The sequence below is a fragment of the Bacillus sp. 01N42_2 genome, from assembly GCF_056399565.1.
This window is the reverse complement of record NZ_JBFTRO010000001.1, coordinates 369,860-386,528: the sequence shown is the minus strand read 5'-3', so window position 1 is coordinate 386,528 and position 16,669 is coordinate 369,860. Positions and strand designations below refer to the sequence as shown.

The 16,669-nt window shown below is 45.4% G+C and carries 17 protein-coding genes and 1 pseudogene; 16 read left to right on the top strand and 2 right to left on the bottom strand.

Annotated features, from left to right (window positions below; genetic code table 11):
- The first annotated feature begins 48 nt into the window (after positions 1-48).
- The 3 genes from ssb to AC1DN5_RS02000 all read left to right on the top strand — a co-directional run bounded on the left by ssb (position 49) and on the right by AC1DN5_RS02000 (position 2,237).
- Positions 49-390 (top strand): single-stranded DNA-binding protein, encoded by a 342-nt coding sequence (gene ssb / locus AC1DN5_RS02010; RefSeq protein WP_045926379.1) that lies wholly within the window; start codon positions 49-51, stop codon positions 388-390.
- A 210-nt stretch (positions 391-600) separates the two neighbouring features.
- Positions 601-1,383, top strand: a complete 783-nt coding sequence (locus AC1DN5_RS02005) for a DeoR/GlpR family DNA-binding transcription regulator (protein WP_045926380.1) — start codon at positions 601-603, stop codon at positions 1,381-1,383.
- Positions 1,380-2,237 (top strand): Cof-type HAD-IIB family hydrolase, encoded by an 858-nt coding sequence (locus tag AC1DN5_RS02000; protein WP_366969847.1) that lies wholly within the window; start codon positions 1,380-1,382, stop codon positions 2,235-2,237. The genes AC1DN5_RS02005 and AC1DN5_RS02000 overlap by 4 nt, the downstream gene beginning before the upstream one ends.
- 115 nt (positions 2,238-2,352) lie before the next feature.
- On the opposite strand, the gene AC1DN5_RS01995 is transcribed toward AC1DN5_RS02000, so the two are convergent.
- On the bottom strand, positions 2,353-5,127 hold the full coding sequence (locus tag AC1DN5_RS01995; protein ID WP_366969846.1) for a DEAD/DEAH box helicase: 2,775 nt from the start codon (positions 5,125-5,127) through the stop codon (positions 2,353-2,355).
- Positions 5,114-6,724, bottom strand: a complete 1,611-nt coding sequence (locus tag AC1DN5_RS01990) for an SWIM zinc finger family protein (RefSeq protein ID WP_366969845.1) — start codon at positions 6,722-6,724, stop codon at positions 5,114-5,116. Before AC1DN5_RS01990 ends, AC1DN5_RS01995 begins: the two co-directional genes overlap by 14 nt.
- Positions 6,725-6,927: 203 nt before the next feature.
- Here AC1DN5_RS01990 and AC1DN5_RS01985 point away from each other — a divergent pair, with 203 nt between their 5' ends.
- The 13 genes and pseudogenes from AC1DN5_RS01985 (at position 6,928) to AC1DN5_RS01925 (ending at position 16,537) form a co-directional block, all read left to right on the top strand.
- Positions 6,928-7,071, top strand: coding sequence for a YwzD family small protein (locus AC1DN5_RS01985; RefSeq protein ID WP_014471134.1), 144 nt, complete (start codon positions 6,928-6,930; stop codon positions 7,069-7,071).
- Between the two features lie 215 nt (positions 7,072-7,286).
- The gene (tkmA, locus tag AC1DN5_RS01980; protein ID WP_016937692.1) at positions 7,287-8,033 is read left to right on the top strand and encodes a protein-tyrosine kinase activator TkmA; all 747 of its coding nucleotides are present in this window, start codon (positions 7,287-7,289) and stop codon (positions 8,031-8,033) included.
- Positions 8,034-8,067: 34 nt separating this feature from the next.
- Positions 8,068-8,709 (top strand): CpsD/CapB family tyrosine-protein kinase, encoded by a 642-nt coding sequence (locus AC1DN5_RS01975; RefSeq protein ID WP_095241279.1) that lies wholly within the window; start codon positions 8,068-8,070, stop codon positions 8,707-8,709.
- 48 nt (positions 8,710-8,757) lie between these two features.
- The gene (locus tag AC1DN5_RS01970; RefSeq protein ID WP_016937694.1) at positions 8,758-9,522 is read left to right on the top strand and encodes a tyrosine-protein phosphatase; all 765 of its coding nucleotides are present in this window, start codon (positions 8,758-8,760) and stop codon (positions 9,520-9,522) included.
- A gap of 198 nt (positions 9,523-9,720) precedes the next feature.
- Positions 9,721-11,046, top strand: a complete 1,326-nt coding sequence (locus tag AC1DN5_RS01965) for a UDP-glucose dehydrogenase family protein (RefSeq protein ID WP_366969844.1) — start codon at positions 9,721-9,723, stop codon at positions 11,044-11,046.
- A 306-nt stretch (positions 11,047-11,352) separates the two neighbouring features.
- On the top strand, positions 11,353-11,787 hold the full coding sequence (locus AC1DN5_RS01960; protein ID WP_366969843.1) for a YwqH-like family protein: 435 nt from the start codon (positions 11,353-11,355) through the stop codon (positions 11,785-11,787).
- The gene (locus AC1DN5_RS01955; RefSeq protein ID WP_016937698.1) at positions 11,787-12,047 is read left to right on the top strand and encodes a YwqI/YxiC family protein; all 261 of its coding nucleotides are present in this window, start codon (positions 11,787-11,789) and stop codon (positions 12,045-12,047) included. The genes AC1DN5_RS01960 and AC1DN5_RS01955 overlap by 1 nt, the downstream gene beginning before the upstream one ends.
- A 19-nt stretch (positions 12,048-12,066) precedes the next feature.
- Positions 12,067-14,034, top strand: a complete 1,968-nt coding sequence (locus AC1DN5_RS01950) for a T7SS effector LXG polymorphic toxin (protein WP_366969842.1) — start codon at positions 12,067-12,069, stop codon at positions 14,032-14,034.
- Positions 14,035-14,052: 18 nt separating this feature from the next.
- Entirely contained in the window at positions 14,053-14,595 is a 543-nt protein-coding gene (locus AC1DN5_RS01945) for a T6SS immunity protein Tdi1 domain-containing protein (RefSeq protein WP_099745194.1), read from the top strand.
- A gap of 117 nt (positions 14,596-14,712) precedes the next feature.
- Entirely contained in the window at positions 14,713-15,150 is a 438-nt protein-coding gene (locus AC1DN5_RS01940) for an SMI1/KNR4 family protein (protein ID WP_099745193.1), read from the top strand.
- A 178-nt stretch (positions 15,151-15,328) separates the two neighbouring features.
- A pseudogene (locus tag AC1DN5_RS01935) lies at positions 15,329-15,496 on the top strand (WXG100 family type VII secretion target); the annotation flags it as partial.
- A gap of 2 nt (positions 15,497-15,498) precedes the next feature.
- Positions 15,499-15,939 (top strand): SMI1/KNR4 family protein, encoded by a 441-nt coding sequence (locus tag AC1DN5_RS01930; protein WP_099745192.1) that lies wholly within the window; start codon positions 15,499-15,501, stop codon positions 15,937-15,939.
- 46 nt (positions 15,940-15,985) lie between these two features.
- On the top strand, positions 15,986-16,537 hold the full coding sequence (locus AC1DN5_RS01925; RefSeq protein ID WP_099745191.1) for an SUKH-4 family immunity protein: 552 nt from the start codon (positions 15,986-15,988) through the stop codon (positions 16,535-16,537).
- Positions 16,538-16,669: the final 132 nt, after the last annotated feature.

Sequence of the window (16,669 nt, the reverse complement as noted above, 5' to 3'; positions counted from 1 at the left end):
CTCTTGTACTACAATGAAGCCACCCTCGAAAAGAGAGGAGGATACGGCTTGTTTAACCACGTGATGCTTGTCGGCCGGCTGACGAAAGACCCGGAGCTCCGTTTTACATCAGCGGGCATTGCCGTGGCTCATATTACCTTGGCTGTCAGCCGCAATTTTAAAAGCGCGTCAGGTGAAACCGGAACTGACTTTGTCAACTGCACCATTTGGAGAAAAAGCGCTGAAAACACGGCATTGTACTGCCAAAAAGGGTCATTGGTCGGTGTGAGCGGCAGAATCCAGACGAGAAGCTATGAAAAGACAGACGGCGTAAAAGTTTATGTGACCGAGGTCATGGCTGATACCGTTCGGTTTATGGATCAAAAACGGAAAGAGCCGCTGGCTGAATAACATGCTTTTTTTCCTCTTTTTCCCGCCTTTTGGCGGGCCCCGCAATACCCCCTTCCTATACGCCAGTCGAAAGACTGGTTTTTTTGGTTCGGGGTCTAAAAAATGGTTAAAAAGAAGTGATTTCACTTATAAACACTTAAAATAATTGAATATTTTAAGATAAAAACTTATAATTACTTACAGATAAGTGACGAAAAAAGGAATGAGGACGTGTATCAAGAAGAAAGACTGATTGCGATAATGGAATATTTGAAACGGCATCGGCGGATCACCGCTGAACAGATATGTTCGCTGCTTCATATTTCAAGAGACACCGCAAGACGGGACCTTGTCAAGCTGAAAGAGCGCGGGGCCATTATCAGAACACGGGGCGGCGCGATTCTGCCGTCTGTGCATCAGGAAGTGCCTGGCTATTCCGGCCGGCTGAAAACCGTTTCTGAAGAGAAAAGCAAAATCGGCAGACTGGCCGCCTCCCTGATCCATAAAGGAGACCGGATCATCCTGGATACCTCCACAACCGTTCAGGCCTGCGCCGAGCATTTAAATGTCACCGGCTGCACTGTTATTACAAATTCGATCAATCAGGCCGATATCCTCTCTGCAAAAGAGGGAATTGACATTCATCTGCTCGGCGGGAAGCTGCAAAAGGAACATCGGTTTTTATACGGCGCTTCTGTGGTGGAAAAACTGGGGGATTATCACGCCGATAAGGTGCTGATCGGCGTTGTCGGCATCTCGGAAAACGGTCTGACGATACCGCATGAAGAAGACGGCATGGTCAAGCGTAAAATGATCCGGCAGGCGGAACAGGTGATTGCGCTGAGCGATCATTCCAAGCTTGGCCGTACGAGTTTTTATCAATATGCAGACCTGCACGAGGTTGACCTGCTGATCACCGATCGGCTGCCTGATCAGGATTTTTGCGATCTGCTCGACCGGCACGGCGTAGAATTGCTTGTAACTGATTCTGAAGAAGAGGATGAGGACATGTGAAACTGATTGCCATAGATCTGGACGGCACACTGCTGAACAGCAGTCATCAAGTAAGCGATGAAAACGAGCGGGCTTTAAGGGAAGCCCGGAAAGCGGGAATTGAAATCGTGGTGTCCACGGGACGCGCGCATTTTGACGTGCACTCCATATTCAAACCGCTCGGCATAAAAACTTGGATTATCAGCGCAAACGGAGCCGCCATTCATGCTCCTGACGGCAGCCTGTACCATTGTGATGCGATTGAAAAAACAAGGGCCCGGGGGATTTTGTCCTGGCTTGAAGAGAATCGATATTACTATGAGGTGTTTACAAACAAAGCCATCTATACGCCTGAAACCGGCAGGGAGCTGCTCGAGATCGAAATGGATCGGGTAAAAAGCGCCAATCCGGAAACCGACCTTTCTATTTTGGAGCAGGCGGCTTCTGTGCAATACAGCCAGTCGGGCTTTGCTTACATTCAATCATACCGTGAGCTCTTTGAGAAAGAAGAACATTTGGATTTTTACAATATTCTCGGGTTTTCGTTTGATGAGCGGAAGCTGAAAGCGGGCTGGGACCGATTCAGCGATCAGAAAGACCTCACCCTTGTCAGCTCTGCCGATCACAATTTTGAACTGTCGTCGCGACATGCTTCTAAAGGGCAGGCGCTTAAACGGCTGGCGCAAAAGCTCGGCATTCCGATGGCTGAAACCGCAGCGGTCGGTGACAGCTTAAATGATTACTCAATGCTTCAAGCGGCCGGAAAAGGCATAGCGATGGGAAATGCGAGAGAAGACATTAAAGAGATCGCTGACGCCGTTACATTGACAAATGATCAAAACGGCGTTGCGCATATGATCAGGAATTTACTTTAAAAGGTTTGGCGATACTGTTCACGACTGGCGTGACGCATTCATGGCAAATGCGGCGTAACAGTAAGGACGGCATTTTAAAAGACCGGCTCTTCCGAGAGAGCCGGCCTTTTTGCGTTTAATGTGATTGCGCCGATGCGCTGAGGGTGAATAATTCTTCAAGCTCATCGGACGACAGCTCGGTAATCCAATTTTCACTTTGGATAATCTGATCGTTCAGCGTTTGTTTCGCTTCGAGCATGGCATCAATTTTTTCTTCAATCGTTCCCGTCGTAATTAATTTGTGCACGTGGACGAACCGCTCCTGGCCGATTCGGTAGGCGCGGTCGGTCGCCTGGTTTTCCACCGCCGGATTCCACCATCTGTCATAGTGAATGACATGATTGGCAGCCGTCAGGTTCAGACCGGTTCCGCCCGCTTTCAGTGACAAAATCAGCGTCGGATATTCTTTCTTCTGGAACCGTTCCACAAGGGAATCGCGTTCCTGCTTGGGCAGGCTTCCGTTTAAAAACTGAACAGGCTCTCCGAATGTTTTTTCCAGGAGGCGCTTCATCATGTTGCCCATCTGAATGTATTGGGTGAAAATGAGGCAGCTTTCCCCTTGGCCGCGGATCGCCGCCATTAAGTCAAGCAGCTTTTCCAGTTTGACGGATCTCCCGTTTAACAGCTCTGTCTGTTCTTCCTTCAAATAGAGCGCAGGATGGTCGCATATTTGCTTCAAGCGGCCGAGCATGCTCAAAATCAGCGCTTTCCGCTGCATGCCGGTCAGAGAAGCCATATGTTCAAATGTATCTTTGACAAGCTGCTCATAAAGGGAGGCCTGTTCGGCCGAGAGCGGGATAAACTCTTTTTGTTCCAGCTTGTCAGGGAGATTAAGCGCCACTTCTTCATCCCGTTTTGTCCGGCGCAGTAAAAACGGCCGGATTAACTGCTGAAGCTGGTTGATTCTTTTTTCATCACGGTCTTTTTCAATCGGCAGCACATAGCGTTTATGAAAGCCGGTCAGGCTGCCGAGATAGCCTTTGTTCATAAAATCAAAGATCGACCAAAGCTCTGTCAGGCGGTTTTCCATCGGTGTTCCGCTCAGCGCGATATGATGGACGCCTTTCAGCTTTCTGATCGCGCGGGACTGCTTCGTATGCGCGTTTTTAATATTTTGCGCTTCATCAAGGCAGATAGTGCTCCATGTCACGGAAGAAAGCTCTTCCTGATCGGCGTGCGAGAGGCCGTAAGAAGTAAGAACGACATCCGCGTCTTGATAGGCCGGGACAAATGCTTCCTCCTTCGGCCGGCGGGGTCCGTAATGAAGCACGGCCTTCAGCTGCGGCGCGAAGGTCTGGAGCTCACGCTGCCAGTTGCCGAGTACCGATGTCGGCGCAATGATTAAGGCAGGCGCTTTTTGCCGGCCGCTTTCTTTCACATGAAGAAAATAGGCGATCATCTGAATCGTCTTTCCAAGTCCCATATCATCTGCGAGACAGGCGCCGAAGCCGTTTTCCCGCAGGAAGAGAAGCCAGTTCATGCCGTACACCTGATAAGGGCGGAGCTGTCCCTGAAACGCGGCGCTGACTTCATGCTCCGGCAGATCCCGGGCCTCCGTCAGTTTGCGGATCAGGCTTCTGAGCTGCTTTGATAATTCGATCTTGATCCCTGCAAATGCCGATGAGTCAATGATGTCCGTGTCCTCGGCTCCGTTTTCCCCGTGATCCATCAGTTCGCGCGCCAGCACGTCGGACATGTGGAGACCCTCAGATTCCGCTTTTTCCATCAGTTTTTTCATCTGTTTAATAAATAGCGGATCAATTTTCACCCATTGGCCGCGGATGTTGACGAGACGTCTGTTGTTTGCGACAAGCTCATTGAATTCATCCTCTGTCAGCTCAATTCCGTTTGTGGCGAATCTCCAGTTGAAATCAAGCAGGGCATTCATGCCGACGAAGGACTCGCCCCGCGGCGAGGATGACACTTTTGCTTTGAGCATCATATTGCTTTCCCGGACAATCTGCCACCACGATGGAAGAAGAATCTCCACGCCCATATCGACAAGCGTCTCACTCGCTTCCGATAAGAAGATCCAAGCTTCTTCTTCAGAAATGAGCGTCGTTCCCGAATCAAATGAAAGCCAGGGAACCGTTCGGCGGAAGCGGTCCTGTTCACGCGCGATTTTTCCGCTGTAAGCCTGCCACGCTTTTTTCAGCCCCTTCAGTCCGTCGAAAAAGGTGATGGCTCCGGTTTTTTTCTCGCGTAAAAACATTTCGATTTTCCAGTCGTCACCGTCAAAATCAGGCTCGTTTAATCGCAGCCCGACGGTAAACGGCGTCAAATCATCATTCCAGCCGATTCCCTCGAGAAAATCATCTTCGTCCAAAAAGGAGCCTTTAAACGTATGAACGGCCGGCGAACGGGTTTCGATCTGCTGCCATTTTTCCCGCAGGTCATCATTGTACTGAATGTAGTCCTGAACCGCGGCGGAGAACCAGTCTGCCGTAAAGCCTTCCAGCAAAAGCTCGCGGTCTTTGAAGCGCAGGACGCCCTTTTGCCAAGCCTCATAATCCGGAAGAAAATCGCCGTCGGCTATAAATTCGTATATCGTCGAAGCCGCTTCGATTAATGGTTCCGTTTCCTTTGTCAGCTGAACGGTGCTGAATGAATTGAACGAGTTTTTTCCGAGCAGCTCGACGGTCATCCACGGGCTGAGCAGAACAGCCGGAGTGCCGATGAAGCTGACGTCTTCAAGAAACGTTCCGTAAAAGGTGGACTCATGCCATTGGAACAGATGAGTCTTCATCTGACTGAGCGTAAGCGGCTGTTCTTTCTCGTCATGGCTTGACAGCGTAAATGTCCAATCTTCCATTTGTTCTACATGAATGAAAATTTCCTTAAGACTCGCCATCAATCAACTTTCCTTTCTGCAATTCTTCTTGAAGGGCGCGCAGCCTCTTGTAGCTTGCGCTCAGCTGGCTGATATACCGCTCCCAAACCTGCTGTTTTTTTGCCTTTTTATAAAGCGTCCGCAGTTTTTTCAGATGGCGCGCAGCCTCTTTATAGGCGCTGCGGTTTTTTTGGTCGATAAAAAAGGCCGCCGCCCGGTGATAGGAGGGGATGAGCGCTTCCGGATCACTGGCGGCAATTTCCTTCAGGATGTCCTTTTCGATTTCCCAGACGGAAAAACCGACGAGGCTGTGAATCTCCACCCACTCCGCATACCGCCGTTTTTCGTACAGATACTGGCTGTATTCTGTAAAGGTATAGGGAAGGCAGCCGGAGGCAAACCGTTCAAACAGCTGATCATCCCGTGAGTGCCGCGCATAATCCGCCAGCAGCACAAACAGCTCTCCTATAATATCGCGCATTTCTTTAAACGGCTTATCAAGTTTCGTGTAGTTCACGGCAAGCGGTTCGATCTGACCGTACCATGTTTTCAGCCGTTTCCAGTCTTTTTTGGCGGTGAGCTCACTGAGCCATTGAAAGGTATAAGGCAGCGCTTCGGAAGGGAAGCGTGAAATATCTTCAAAGACCGCTGCATCATCTTTTTGCAAAAAGGCCAAATGAAGCCGTCCGAACCGTACTTCCGGTGAAAAACGGCGGCCGCTTTCCTGTGCGAGAATCTCCTGTTCACGCGCGACCCATTTCGGCCGGTTCAAAAGCGCGCTCCAAACTTCACCGAATACCCGGAGGCGTTCGTATTGAAAAAGCTCCTCTTTCAGCAGAAGCCTGCGGATCACCGGAGGCGTCCGGTCCAAAAAGGGATCAAGCGAGAAAGACAAGGCATACGTTTTCAGTCTGTCAATGGAGGAGTAAATCGTATCCAACAGCTGTTCAACGTATGGATTGATGCTGTAATAATCTTTTTCGGCATCCAGTCTGCCTGACTCAATCAAAGTAAACATGTGAAGCCAGACGGCAAGCGCCGAATGAATCTGATATAAGCTTTTGAGCTCGGGTTTTTTCGGGGCATGTTTTTTGAGCGCTGACAAATAGCCGTAATAAAGCCCCTGCATCGTCTGGCTTCCGGCCGGCGTCCGCGCCTCCCACAGCGAGAATTCCGAATCAAAAAAAGCGAGCCAGCTTGACAGCGACTCTTCATTCGGCAGCACTTTTTCCTGAAACTGCCGGCGGACAAGCTCCTTGCTTTCCTCAAGCTTTTCTCTTTCCAGCCAATGCTCGGTAAAGGAACCGACCCGTTCAAATTGGGCATATACGTAAAGAAAAACGGCCAGCACGTGGCGGCAGATCGCCTCAGACGGGCATGCGCAGCCGCTTTTCACCATGAAAAATAAGTTCAGCGTGACCCTTACAGGCACAACATCCTGCACATACGCGGAAATCTCTGTCGGGGTTTGAACCTGTATACGATAGACGGAATCCTGCCGATATAAAATGAGTGCTTTCTTCATCAGCTGAACATTGTCTTCATTGTAAGGAAGAAGTTCTTTAAGCTGTTCAGCCGCTGCGAGCACATCTTCTTTAGCAATCATATCCTGAAGCATGATTATCGCTCCTAACGAGTCACAAAATAAAAAGATTCCAATTCCTCTATTATATCGCAACACATGGTCCGGAAAAAGTTTTTCCTAAAAAAGGACATAAAAACCCGAGTGTGTCGAATGATGTATTAGAGATTGCAAAACAGCACCCGACAGCATATAATAATCTTGTTTTCAATTTAATGGAAGCCGAAAGGAAACGAATGATGAAGAAAACGAAGTTAGATCAAGAGGAGTTTCTGAAGATTTTAATGCATGCGCACGACATCGGTGAGCAGTCCTCTGAGATGACCACTAAAGAAATGCTTGAGAATTTGATTTCTCATATTAAAAATGGATATGCAACATAAAGTCCCGCGGGCTCTTGACCGCGGGATTTTTTATTGTTCCTGTGATAACAGCGTATAAAGCGCTTACAAAAATAAACCGAATAGAAGTGTTTGTGTATTTTTGTCGAATATTGTCATTTGAAAAGGTTAGAAATGACAGTTCAAATCTGTATAATCGTAATTGGAAAAGTTCATTGGAGGGAATAGGAATACACGGAAAGTGATATGGAGGTTATATGGGAGAATCCGCAAGCATAAAAGAAATATTCGCAATACTGAGAAAGCGTCTGCTGTTTATACTTATTATCACCGCGGCGGCATCTGCCGCAGGCGGACTCATCAGTTTCTTCGCTCTTACGCCGGTCTATGAAAATTCAACGCAAATTTTGGTCAGTCAATCCAAAAACAATCAAAAAGAAGTCCAATTCAATGACGTTCAAACCAACCTCCAATTAATCAACACGTATAATGTCATCATCAAAAGCCCGGTCATCCTCGATGAGGTGATTAAAGAGCTGAATCTGTCCATGACTTCGAAAGAGCTGGAATCGAAAATCACGGTATCCAGCGAGCAGGATTCACAAGTCGTGACGATCGCCGTGCGGGATACGGATGCAAAGCGGGCGGCCGTTATGGCAAATACGGTTGCAGCCGTTTTTCAGGACAAGATCACGGCCATCATGAACGTGGATAATGTCAGCATTCTTTCAAAGGCCGAAGCGGCGGACAGCCAGTCACCGGCAGAGCCTAACCGTAAGCTGAACATCGCGATTGCGTTTGCAGCCGGACTTTTGGGCGGAATCGGTCTCGCCTTTTTGCTGGAACATCTGGATAATACGATCAAATCGGAGGAACAGCTGGAATCGCTGCTCGGCATCCCGGTCTTGGGAACGGTTACTTCAATCAGCGCAAAAGACAGCGTTGCCAAAAATTTGAGGATGGCAGAAACCAAACAAGCGGGAGGCGGACAAGTTGACGCGTAAAAAAGACAAGCCGGCAAAACGAAGCGTGATTACGATGTCAGAGCCGAAGTCCATCAACTCAGAACAATATCGGACGATCCGTACAAACATTGAATTTTCTTCCGTCGATACGGAGGTGAAGTCCCTTTTAATCACATCCGCAGGTCCGGAAGAAGGAAAGTCGACTACCGCGGCCAATCTTGCCGTCGTATTTGCCCAGCAGGGGAAAAAAGTGCTTTTAATTGATGCGGATCTGCGCAAACCGACGGTTCATTTCACCTTCAAATTGGATAACGGAACCGGCTTAACGTCGCTGCTGTTACAACAGATTCCGTTTCAGAAAGCCGTCCTGCGGGCTGAGGAAGCCAATCTCGATATTTTAACGAGCGGGCCGATCCCGCCCAATCCGGCGGAGCTTTTATCGACGGGGGCCATGAGAGATCTTCTGTCAGAAGCATCCGCAGTTTATGATAAGGTGATTTTAGACACGCCTCCCGTTTTGGCCGTAGCCGATACGAAAATATTAGGCAGCTATACTGACGGGGCCATTATGGTGATTTCAAGCGGGAAAACGGACAAGGAAAAAGCGGCCAAGGCGAAAGAAGCGCTCGATTATTGCCCGTGCAAGCTCCTCGGAGCCGTGATGAACGGAAAAAAACAAACGAAACACTCGGACTACGCCTATTATGGACAGTAATGTCATAATGGGCGCGGTCCATTCTTTTTAAGAAGGAGGGATTAAAATATGATAGATATCCATTGCCACATCCTTCCTTCCATAGACGACGGCGCGGCGGATGATACAGAAAGCCTCGAGATGGCGAGAGAAGCGGTCAGACAGGGAATTGATACGATCATTGCGACGCCGCATCACGTGAAATACCGCTATGACACGGACCGGCATACGGTCAAAGAAGCGGTCAGACTGTTAAACAAACGTTTGAATAAGGAAGGCATTCCGCTCACCGTTCTGCCCGGACAGGAAATCAGAACAGACGGAGATCTGCTGGCAGGTCTTCAAAGCGGCCCGCTTATCCCGCTCCATGATACAAAGTATGTGCTGGCGGAGTTTCCGGCCGATCATGTTCCGGCCTATGCCGAACGGCTATTTTATGAATTGCAGCTGAGGGGATATGTCCCTGTCATCGCCCACCCGGAGCGGAACAGAGAAATCCGCGAAAACCCGTCCGTCCTTTACAGTCTTGTAAAGAAAGGCGCTGCTGCCCAAGTGACGGCCGGCTGCCTTGCCGGAGCATTCGGGCGGAAAGCGAAGAGCTTTTCACTGCAGCTTATTGAAGCGAATTTGATCCACTTTCTCGCATCTGACGCTCATAATCTCGGGTCGAGAAATTTTTATTATCAGGAGGCGCTCGGCGTTCTGAAAAAAGAAGCCGGGGCGGAGCTGGTTTATATGCTTACGGAAAACGCGGCGCTTCTCGTTGAAAACAAAGCCGTTTATAAGGAACCTCCGCTGCCTGTGGCCCGCCGTAAGCGCTGGGGTCTTTTTTAACCATCTTCCCTACCCCGTTTAAATGAAGCATAAGCGGCTGTTTTGCAAGATGATCTTTTTATGCTTATGCTATAATCAGCGGCCGGCACCGTTTTTTCTATCATGACCGCAGGCTTCCGGCATTCTGCCGGCGCCGGGATCATATGCTAATAACGGTAAGCTGCCCAGCAGCAATTTCTAAACGGTTGGGGGAACACGATGAAAATAACAGTGATCGGAACAGGCTACGTCGGTCTTGTGACAGGAGTGTCTCTTTCAGAAATCGGCCATGACGTAACATGTATAGATATTGACGAACGTAAGGTTGAGCAGATGAGAAAGGGAATATCCCCTATCTTTGAACCGGGCCTTGAAGATATGATGAAACGAAATATCGGCCGGCATCGGCTGGCCTTTGAAACGAGCTACGAAAAAGGGCTTGCGGAAGCAGAGGTTATTTTTATAGCGGTCGGAACGCCGCAAAAAGAAGACGGGCACGCAAACCTTACCTATATTGAAAATGTCGCCGAACGGATTGCCGAATCTATTTCTAAAGATGCGATCGTCGTGACAAAAAGCACGGTTCCCGTGGGAACGAATGACAGGATCAGCGAAGTTATTCATTCACGGCTGAAATCGGACGTAAATATTTCAATCGCCTCGAACCCGGAATTTCTCCGTGAAGGTTCGGCGATTCACGATACCTTTCACGGCGACCGCATCGTAATCGGAACTGAAGACCGGCAGACGGGAGAAACGCTTGACCGGGTTTTCGCGCCGTTTGCCATTCCGGTTTATCATACGGATATCAGAAGCGCCGAGATGATCAAATATGCATCGAACGCTTTTTTAGCGGCAAAGATCAGTTTTATTAATGAAATTTCTAATATATGTGAAAAAGTCGGTGCGGATGTGGAATCAGTCGCGCACGGAATGGGATTGGATAAACGGATCGGCGATCAATTCTTAAGAGCCGGCATCGGCTACGGGGGTTCCTGCTTTCCGAAGGATACAAACGCCCTCGTGCAGATCGCGGGACATGTGGAGCATGATTTTGAATTGCTGAAGTCCGTCATTAAAGTCAACAATAACCAGCAGTCCATGCTGGTTGATAAAGTGCTGAACAGGCTCGGCGGAGTTACGGGAAAAACCATAGCGTTATTAGGGCTGTCTTTTAAGCCGAATACCGATGATATGCGGGATGCGCCGTCCATTGTCATTGCGGATCGTCTGGCGGCTCTTGACGCCCGGATGACAGCGTACGATCCGATCGCTTCATTCCGGGCTTCCGAGCTGCTTCCGCCCGGGGTTTCCTATCGGGAGTCTATAGAAGAAGCGGTCAGGGGAGCTGATGCCGTGTTGATTTTGACAGACTGGGAAGATATTAAGCATTTTCCGCTTGAAGCCTACAAAGAGCTGATGGAAACTCCGGTTATTTTCGACGGGAGAAACTGCCACTCGCTTAAAGAAGCGGAACAGGCGGGCGTGGAATATATCTCAATCGGAAGAAAAGCCGTCCTGCCTCAGACTGATTCTGTCACTTGAAAGGCCGGCCTCCGCGCCGGCCTTTATTATATTTATAATGATGATACACGGCAAAGGAGACGGTTATTGATAACCGGCTCCTTTTTTTAGGGAATTTATCATGGATATATAGAGGAGGTCTGTGAATGAACGTGCCGATTGCATGAGTCTTTTGGCGTTAATAAAGAGCACCTCGGCTGCTGAAAATAAGCCGTTTAACCTATTTAAGCTGCTTTCTGTCTATTTTAAAATATAATATATGGAAATATAGTGTGGAAAAGTCTGTGCTTTTTGTACGACTTTTTGCGTAAGACGAGGTGAAAACAGATGAGCCATTCAAGCACATTAAGCCATATTAACAGCACAATCAGCCATAAACTGGGCGAGATCGAACACCAAATTGATAAATTAAAAGAAGCGAAGAGAGATATAGAATCTCTGCAGGAAGAGGGCGTGTCTGAAATCAAAGACATCCTCAGACCGCACTTGGATCATCATTGGACCGGCACTTTCGCTGAAGATTTTGATGAGCGGCGCGATCAGGCCCATACAGAGGCATACAGAATCGTTACAGACAAATATGACGGATATATTTATCGGATCGGCTTAAAGATGACACAGCTTGAAATTGAAAAAGGAGGGCTCCTTGCCGCCAGAAGCATCGCGAGAGAAGCAGAGCACCTGCTGACGCTTGGTGAAGAAGCCCTTGACGCCGTGGGAGACAAAATACAATCAATCAAAAGAAGCTGGAGTTGGTTTTAATGACAGAAATAAAACTCAAATACGGAGCCGTCATGAAACAGCTTGAATCCGTCAGCAGCGCGCTGGAGGCCGTTTCGATCGGGAATGCGGGTTCAAACGGGAAAAACAAGCTTGACTATACCTCCAAGTACCACTCCCGCGAGGCAAAGCTTGTATCCATGATCAGCGAATATAAGCAAGCCGTTCATAAGAACATCGCGGACGTAAAAGACAATGTAGACTCCCTGAAAGAACAGGACGAGGCAATCGCCGTAAAATAACGAAAGAAAGGACTTGCCGATGAGCAAAGTGTTTGAATCACAATCGTTAACGGATGAAGCAGACAAGAGAAAGAAACAATACGAAGCTCTTGAAGAACAGCTGAATGCGCTCAAAAAAGCCTTTCAAGGCATGGCTGATCTGGGTGATGCTTTGAAAGGGAAAGGCGCAGACAATATAAAGGATTTCTTTCAGGGACAAGCGGAAATCGCCGAAAGCTGGCTGACGCTTGTTTCTGCTCAAATTGCGTTTTTAAACGGCATTTCAGGTGATATTAAAGATCAAGAACTCAGCGATTCATATGTGGAGACTTCGTTTTTGGAGCATGAGCTGCCCAACGCGGACTTGAAAGCTTCAGAGATTGTCTCCGCCCATAAAGCCGAAATCGACTCCATCTTGTCAGGCATCAGCGATATTATTCATCTCGACACGTATACGCTTGATGATTACGCAGATAAGATGGGCGATGCCCAGAAAACCAGACGTGACACAATCACGGCAGTCGATAAGCTTGATGAATCCCTGACCACTGAATATCAAAATTTAGAATCTCTGGACAACGCGGTTCTCAGCAAATATTCCGTTCTCATGCAAGCCACCAGCAACGGGAAAAGCGCATCCCCTATGTACTATGACAAAAAAGCCTTCCACAGCAATGAAATCTACAAAAGCGTCATTGAAGCAGAAAAGCAGGGAACGGACTATATTGATGCAAAAGCCCAGCAGGCCGAAGCAAGACGGCTTCAGGAAAAGGCTGAAAAAGAAGCCAATAAACCATGGTACGAGAAAACATGGGACGGTATCTGCAACTTTACCGGAGAAGTCACTGGCTATTATGATTATAAAAGAGCAGCCGAAGGCGTTGATCCGGTGACCGGAGAAAAACTCTCCACCGCAGAACGCGTCACAGCGGGAGCAATGGCCGCCGCCGGATTCATACCGGTCGTCGGGTGGGCGGGCCGCGCTTTCAAAGGCGGAAAAGCCATCTACAAAACCGGAAAAACCGTCATGGCCGCAGAACACGCTTTAGACGTCTATAAAACCGGAAAATCCTTAGACATTCTCAAAATGACAGAAATGGGCGCATACGGCCTCGTCGCCTCAAACGGTTTTTCAGAAGCCGTCACAGGACGGGATATGTTCGGAAACAAAGTGTCTGAGGAGAAGCGGAAAACGGGTGCACTGGAAGCGGCGTTGAGTTTGGTTGGTGCTGGTGTATTGGCGAAGCATGTAAACAAAGGCATCCCGCTTGCAAAATCGCCACAAACAGCAAAAGTTGAAAAAGGGAAAAAGATTCTAGACCAAGTAAAAGAATTCAAAGTCCCAACGAATGTAAAAATTCGCGTCCACAAGACTGTCACACCGGATGGCGCAACTTTCCCAATCATTCATGCTGATGTAAAAACGACTGCTGTGAAAGATCTTGGGATTGTGAAGATGGCGGGCAGTGGTAAAGGCATAAAAGGTACGGGTAATGTAAGGCATTTAGATTATGTACCTAGAATAAGTGAAATTGAAGTGAAGTTTAAGAGAAATATAAAACATGATCCTGAAGAATTTGCAAGACAACTAAAAAATCAAGAAAAAGGAATGAACGAATTAACAGTTGACGAATATTTGAAAAATAGAGAAAGATATATTGCTAAAGGTAGAGCGATAGAAGGAAATGCTGCTCAAAAAATGGCAAGACAAGAAGCACTTAAAGATAAAATTGCTGAACTACGAAAGCAAGGACTTTCAAGAGCTGATGCGACTAAACAAGCATCAAATTGGATAGACACACAAGCTGCGCTTCACAATCCAGATCAAATAGCTGGAGGAAGGGCAGACAGTATTGGCGGTTTAGGGGATAAAAGAGTTAATTCCTCCTTAGGATCACAATGGAAATATAGAATTGATATTGTTGATGAGCAAATTAGGAAAACGGCGGAGAATATGTCACCTGCAGAAATAAAGAATACTTATTTGAATGTAAAGTTGACCCAATAACAAGAGGGGGCATTTTAATTGGATACCTTTGAGAATTATATTAAATACGATACAGTTGATGAAAGAATTACTTTAAGATATGAAGACAAACTTCCTGCAGAACTGATAGAAGTATGGGATAGATATGGTTTTGGAACATTATTAAACGGTTTTTTAAAAGTAATTAATCCAGATGAGTATTTGGATATCTTAGAAAGATGTTATACGAGGTACGAGCAAGCGATTCCTATTTTCACCACCGCAATGGGTGATATTATAGTATGGGAAAAAGATAAATATGTTAATTTATTAAACTTTAGGAAAGGGCACGTTCATGTTGTTTCATCTGGATTTGATTTCTTTTTTGATGATTTAAAGGATAATGATTTTATGAAGGATGAATTAATGTGGGAACCTTATCCTGAAGCTAGTAGAATATACGGTAAACCTGATTATGACGAATGTTTCGGATACACTCCTTTACTAGGTTTAGGTGGATCTGAAAAAGTAGAGAATCTAGAAAAGGTAAAATTAAGAGAACATATTCTTATTATTACTGAATTTATGGGGCCAGTTGAATAGGATTGGTGTTAAGACAAGCACTTGATTGCACTTAAGGCATCAAGTGCTTCTTTGTATGTAACAGGAATAACTGAACAAAAAATGAATGTTTGCTTTCCAAGGAGGTAAAAATAGTTTATGGCTGAATTTGAATTTATAAATCATTTAGAAAATAAAACATATAAGGTATCTGAAGAGGATATATTAAAAGCTGAACAAAGAATGAACGTAGATATTCCAAATGATTTAAAACAATTATATTTAGAAGTCGGTTATGGTTTTATTAAAGGTGAAAGTGATAATGCAATTAATAGGATATTGGGGCCAGGGGCAGTAGCGGACATTAGACTAAGAGAAGGAATTTTTGAATTTGATCCAGATTTAGATGAACTTTATGATGATGAAAATAAACTTATTTTTTTTGAAGTAAACGAGGGTGTTTATATTTCTATAGATTTACAATTGGAAAACAATCCAATATTTTATTTTGACACTCAAATAGCTGAATCGTTAGAGGATTTTTTTAAAAAGTTCCTCAATGATAACGAATATTATATTGATTTAATTGAGGATTAGACTTAAAAATGGGATAGTTAGAAGAATTAATTGACTTTGATTGGCTAGTGAAGCCTTTCAAGGTTTTTTTACAAATGAATTGTTATTTTCTGTTTAAGATGACTTAAATGTCTGTTGGGCTATGAACCTGTCACAGGAGAAAAACTCTCCACCGCAGAAACAGCGGGAGTGTGAACCGGTGAGAAAAAAAGGTGATAAGTATGATGCTCACCATATTATCGAAAACAGTTTTGAGGGAGAGCACGAGTGGGGGAATATTTACCCATCTAAGTTTCCTAATGAGCATCAATCCGGTATTCACGGTACGGGTTCGCCTGCTAATGAACTATTCAAAGGAGGTAAATAATTGTGAAATATGATTTTATTAAAACTTACAAAGAAAATACATTTTATCCAGTAAGCGAGAATGAAATCTTAGAAGTAGAAAATAGGTTAGGTTTAAGGTTGCCTTATGATTTGAGACAGTTTCTTCTTGAGATTGGTTACGGCTTTCTAAAAAAATCAGAATATAATATTAATCGCATTCTTGGACCTGCTTCACTTAGAGATGCAAGATTAAAAGTTAATGACTTTGAGTTTTATCCAGATATAGAAGTTTATGAGGAACTTGAAGAAGATAAATTAATTTTTTTTGAAGCAAATGAAAGTGCTTTATTGTTAATTGCATTAGGCAATGAACAAAACAATGCAATATATTACGATGATATAAAAATTGCAGATTCATTAGAAGAGTTTTTAATCGAACTTATGAAAAATGATAAATATTATCTTGATTTAATTGAGGATTAGACTTATAACTGCAGAATGAGTAACAGCGGAAGGCTAAGGTGTCAGCATGCTAACACTTGAAGAATTTAATCGAAGTTGGGATGTTAATAAAAATGGTCCGATATTAAAGTTTCCATACGATGACTTAGTAGAGACTCCTTTTTCGGAGGAATTTAAAAAATTTATTTCTTTAGGAGGTTTACCTGAAACCCCTCCGCCATATTTGGATTTCACTTCTTTTCAAACATCATTTAAACCAATTACAAGTATCTTTGATGTGTCGGAAGCGTTTCGAAAATATTGGTTGTTAGGTTCTACTGGTTCCGGAGATCCCATTTGTATTATAGAAAATAACGAGAGAATTGTTTATTTAGATAATGGTAATGAATATAAAGAAGTATTTATTAACTCTTCAATAAATCAATTTGCAGAAAGTATACTGCTTTTCTCAGAAATGATTGACAAAGCTATTCAAATTAATGGAGAAGATGCTTTTATCGACAATGATATTCCTGAATATGTAATTGAATGGTTGAAAGAAGAACTGAAAAGAGTAGACTCAAATTGTATAAATGAAGGGAGCTTCTGGGGGATTGAAATAGAAAGTTTATATGAATAATGAATTTTCTTTTTGATGCGTTGAGACCTGATCAGAGAAAGATGTGAAAAAAGAATACTAATAGTAAGCAGGTAGTCTTATCTGCTTTCATTTTAAAAGAAAGAACGGAAAAGGATTTCTTAGAGAGTTGGT